The 4,535-nt window shown below is 38.1% G+C and carries 5 protein-coding genes; all 5 read right to left on the bottom strand.

The window, feature by feature from the left end:
- Positions 1-216 precede the first annotated feature (216 nt).
- Positions 217-1,017: a YgcG family protein gene (locus H7254_RS00025; RefSeq protein ID WP_301931023.1), complete on the bottom strand. Its 801-nt coding sequence runs from the start codon at positions 1,015-1,017 to the stop codon at positions 217-219.
- 71 nt (positions 1,018-1,088) lie between these two features.
- Positions 1,089-1,553, bottom strand: coding sequence for a TPM domain-containing protein (locus tag H7254_RS00020; protein ID WP_301931022.1), 465 nt, complete (start codon positions 1,551-1,553; stop codon positions 1,089-1,091).
- Positions 1,554-1,562: 9 nt separating this feature from the next.
- On the bottom strand, positions 1,563-2,153 hold the full coding sequence (locus H7254_RS00015; protein ID WP_301931021.1) for a LemA family protein: 591 nt from the start codon (positions 2,151-2,153) through the stop codon (positions 1,563-1,565).
- An 11-nt stretch (positions 2,154-2,164) separates the two neighbouring features.
- Complete coding sequence (locus tag H7254_RS00010) at positions 2,165-2,749, bottom strand: LemA family protein (protein ID WP_301931020.1); 585 nt, start codon at positions 2,747-2,749, stop codon at positions 2,165-2,167.
- A 181-nt stretch (positions 2,750-2,930) separates the two neighbouring features.
- The gene (gene pgk / locus H7254_RS00005) at positions 2,931-4,142 is read right to left on the bottom strand and encodes a phosphoglycerate kinase (protein ID WP_301931019.1); all 1,212 of its coding nucleotides are present in this window, start codon (positions 4,140-4,142) and stop codon (positions 2,931-2,933) included.
- Positions 4,143-4,535: the final 393 nt, after the last annotated feature.

Raw genomic sequence — 4,535 nt, 5'->3', positions numbered from 1 at the left:
TTGGCAGAGTTGATAACTAATCACATAATTACAACTAAAATTCCAAAACCGCTTTTATAAAAGTTACCCACAGGTATGCAGCAAAAGAGAGCGATGCAACGATGATGATCATAGCTTCTTAGCCTGGACAAAAAATATTTTTCAATCAGCACCAAAACAAAAAAGGCCATCACTTAATATGTGACGGCCTTTATAATTTATTTTATTGCTTGATTTTTACCAGCTTCCGCTAGATCCGCCACCACCAAAACCTCCTCCTCCAAAACCACCAAATCCGCCACCACCAGAGCCACCGCCGCCGCCGCCAAAACCACCACCTCTGCCTAATCCCCCGCCAAGCAGGCTCCCTAATATAAACGGCACAGCACCACCCCTGCTCATATAAGAACCACCACCACCACCGCGGCCGCTAATGGCTAAGAATGCCACAATAAGTATGATAATAAAAATTATTTTTCCAAGGCCGGAGGCATTACCACCTCGTTTGTTATAATTTTCGGGTGCTTTAAACTCCCCTTTGGTAGCCTGTATAATTGCATCTGTACCCTGGCTGATTCCAGAATAATAATCATTGCCTTTAAATTGAGGAACAATGATGTTATCGATAATTTGCTGACAGGTTAAATCGGGCAAAGATTTTTCAAGCCCATAGCCTGGCGATATATTGAGTTTTCTATCCTCAATAGACACCAATAATATTACACCGTTATTACTTTTTTTATTTCCTACACCCCATTTTCTTCCCAGTTCATTGGCGACATCGGCTATATCTTTTCCTCCCAACCGGGGTATAATAACTACCGTTACCTGATTGGTAGTAGTATCATCAAACTGGTACAGTTTCCTTTCAAGTGCCTGGTTTTGATCGGCCGTTAAAATGTGGGCATAATCGTTTACCAGCTTTGGCGGATTGGGCGGTGTATTGATTACTTTATCAAGAGAAAAATCTGATCCCTGCTGGGCCACCGTCACTAAAGAAAAAAAAACAAAGAATAATATGGAGGTAATTTTTTTCATGCTACTGATCCGGTAACGGAAAGTATTTTTAAAATTTCAAAATTGTTTCAATGAGGAAAGACGATCTCTTTTTATTTGCCAAATACAATTTCGTCGGGCAATTCATTTTTATCAGTGACACTATTATAAGGAAATTTTTCTTTTAGTGTTTGGCCAATATGTTGAACGCATTGTTCAATTCCGTTGCTGATATTGTCTTTGGAAAAATGGGCTATCATATTTTTTACTTCACTGTCCCAGTAAGCTGCGCCCACTTTTTTATAAATACCTTCATCGCCAAATAAAGCCAGTTCTTTATCCTTTATAGCAATGTATAAAAGTACCGCATTGCGGTCATCTGTTTTTTCCATTTTTAATTTAAAGAAAATTTCAGATGCCCTGTCCATTACATTTACAAGTGGATTTCTGCTTTCAACATATACCCGAACTTCTCCACTGGTTTCCTTTTCAGCATTGCGGATAGCCTGCACTATCTGCTCATTGTCTGTAGCAGAAAAAAATTTTTTCGGTTTATTAAAAAATGAAAATATGCCCATGGTAATTCATTAAAATTTTATTTCTACTGATCTGTCTGCACCGGCATCTGACTGAAAGCCTTCCCTGGCTTTAAATCCAAAAATACCGGCCACTATTTTTGTGGGGAAACTTCTTACCGAACTATTGTAATCTGCAATGGCTACATTAAAATCTTTGCGGGCAATTTTTATTCTTCTTTCCGTTCCTTCTAATTGTGTTTGCAAGCCTTTAAAAGCCGCAGCCCCCTGCAGTTCGGGATATTTTTCTACTGTAATTAATAACCGGTTGGTTGCAGCAGCAAGGCCATCCTGTGCTGCAGACTGCTGCTTAAAATTTTCGGCAGTCAAGTCACTTCCGGAAACAGTTACTGCTGAGGCTTTAGCTCTTGCTTCGGCCAGTTGCTGCAAAGTTGTTTGTTCAAAATTGGCTTGCCCTTTTACCACATTTACCACGTTTGGAATAAAATCAATTCTTCGCTGGTAACTATTCTGCACTTCGTTCCATTGCAATTTCACGAGCTCTTCTTTTTTAACCAACCCATTATAAGTAGTAATTAAAAAGATACCCAGTAAAACAATGATGCCTCCAATTATGTAACCCGACCGGCGTTTATTGTTCATGCGAAGATTACTTAAAATTTAACTTCAGGGGCTTTCTCTGCACCGGCATCTGCCTTAAATCCTTCTTTTGCTTTAAAGCCAAATAGCCCGCCCAAAATATTCATTGGAAAAGAACGAACATTAGTATTGTATGTGTTGATTTCATCATTGAAAACCTTACGGGAATTTTTTATGCCGTTCTCAATACCTTCCAACTGGTTTTGTAATTTCGTGAAATTTTCAGTTGCTTTTAAAGTTGGATAAGCTTCTACCGTTGCCAGTAAACGGCTTAGTGATCCGCTCAACTGACCTTGTGCAGCCTGAAATTCAGCAATCTTTTCTGGTGTAAGATTATCTGCATTGATATTTACACTGGTTGCTTTTGCTCTTGCGTTAACAACATCTGTTAAGGTTTTTTGCTCAAAATTTGCAGCACCTTTAACAGTATTTACTAAATTACCCACTAAGTCAGATCTGTTCTGATATTCGGTTTGTACGTTGTTCCATGCTTTTTTTACAGACTCATCCTGCTTTACCAAACCATTGTAACCATTACAGCCTAAGAAGCCAACAATTACTACGATGGCTAGAACTATTAATAATACGGGACTTTTCATGTTGATATGTTTTTGTTGTTAAGAATTTAAATATAATATTTTATCAGTTAATAAATGATTTAAAAATGAAGGTTGGTAAAAAGATAATAAATTAAAGGGTTTTCCACCGCATTCTTATTCTCAAGTGACGTACCCGTGATTTAAATATTTGAACAACTTTGTTAATAATTTAAATAATTTTTTATCCCTTTATTGCAGCAATACCGGGCAATACTTTTCCTTCAAAATATTCAAGCATGGCACCACCGCCTGTACTTACATAACTTACTTTATCTGCCAGCTTAAATTGATTTACTGCAGCAACACTATCTCCGCCGCCTACCAAACTAAATGCACCGTTTGCAGTAGCATCTGCCACAGCCAGGGCCACCGATTTTGTACCGTTCTGAAATTTTTCCATTTCAAAAACACCCATCGGCCCGTTCCATAAAATGGTTTTTGAATTACGAATCACTTCGCTAAAAATACCTATCGCCTTTGGTCCAATATCCAATCCCATCCATCCTGCCCGGATGCCGTCACTTGGGCAAATTTCCGTGTTTGCATCCGCAGCAAACTTATCTGCAATTACAGAATCTTCCGGTAAATGAATGCTTACATTTTTTTCCTTTGCCTTTTCTAAAATGTCAAGCGCCGTTTGCAGGCGATCATCTTCACACAAAGAATTACCAATATTTCCACCCCTCGCTTTTAAAAAAGTATACGCCATGCCACCACCAATAATAATGTCGGTAGCCCGTTGCAATAAATTTTCTATGATCATAATTTTGTCTGAAACCTTTGCCCCGCCAATAATTGCGGTAAATGGCTTTTCTGCCTGGTGCAATACTTTTTCTGCACTCAACACTTCGCTTTCCATCAACAACCCAAACATTTTTTTATCATTTGCAAAAAATTGAGCGATGACCGCTGTGGAAGCATGCGCTCTGTGAGCGGTACCAAAAGCATCATTAACATACACATCGCCGAGCTTGCTTAATTTTTCAGCAAAGGCTTTGTCGCCCATTTCTTCTTCTTTATAAAAACGAAGATTTTCCAGCAACAATACTTCGCCAGGTTTTAACATGTTCGCTGTAAGACTGGCTTGCTCTCCTATGCAGTCGTCAGCAAAAAAAACTTTAATGGTATTTCCGCCGTCAGCATTTATTAATTCATGCAAATGTTTCACCAAATGCTTCAATGAATATTTATCCGCCGGACCATCTTTTGGTCTACCGAAATGACTCATCAAAATAACACTGCCGCCATCTGACAAAATCTTTTTTATAGTAGGAATGGTGGCTGACATTCTTGTATCATCTGTAATATTAAACTTGTCATCCAAAGGAACGTTGAAGTCTACCCTTACCAGTGCTTTCTGTCCGGAGAAATTATGATCAGAAAATTTACTCATGTTGAATTATTTTATGTTATTTCTATAATAATAGTGTTGGTTTTGAACGACTCTTTTAATGGCATGGGTAAAATTTTCTGTAATATTATTTTCAATCCCGCTGTTAGAATAGTTTTGCATTATTAACCAAATTGATTTTGGAAGATGTTTGAGTGTTCCTGTATTTTTACGAAACAGCGAACATAAATGCAGTTCTAATATCGTCCTCTTCCAATACCGGGTGTTCTTCTAAATTCTGAGAATGAGACAACCTGTTGACAGTAATTCCAGTATATCTTTTGCATTAAACCTCATGCATCTGATGGAAGGTTTGCTTTACGTAAGATCCGAAATAACTGTTAGCCTCTTCAGTAATTCTATTTGCATAACATTTGTCTTACCTTATTAAGAGAC

Origin of the sequence: Ferruginibacter sp. (assembly GCF_014377975.1) — a bacterium.
Classification (GTDB): domain Bacteria; phylum Bacteroidota; class Bacteroidia; order Chitinophagales; family Chitinophagaceae; genus Ferruginibacter.
This window is presented reverse-complemented; position numbering and strand designations above follow the sequence as displayed.

Coding starts and splice junctions, on each gene's coding strand:
- pgk (WP_301931019.1), bottom strand. CDS start 4,142: ATGAGTAAATTTTCTGATCATAATTTCTCCGGACAGAAAGCACTGGTA.
- H7254_RS00020 (WP_301931022.1), bottom strand. CDS start 1,553: ATGGGCATATTTTCATTTTTTAATAAACCGAAAAAATTTTTTTCTGCT.
- H7254_RS00015 (WP_301931021.1), bottom strand. CDS start 2,153: ATGAACAATAAACGCCGGTCGGGTTACATAATTGGAGGCATCATTGTT.
- H7254_RS00025 (WP_301931023.1), bottom strand. CDS start 1,017: ATGAAAAAAATTACCTCCATATTATTCTTTGTTTTTTTTTCTTTAGTG.
- H7254_RS00010 (WP_301931020.1), bottom strand. CDS start 2,749: ATGAAAAGTCCCGTATTATTAATAGTTCTAGCCATCGTAGTAATTGTT.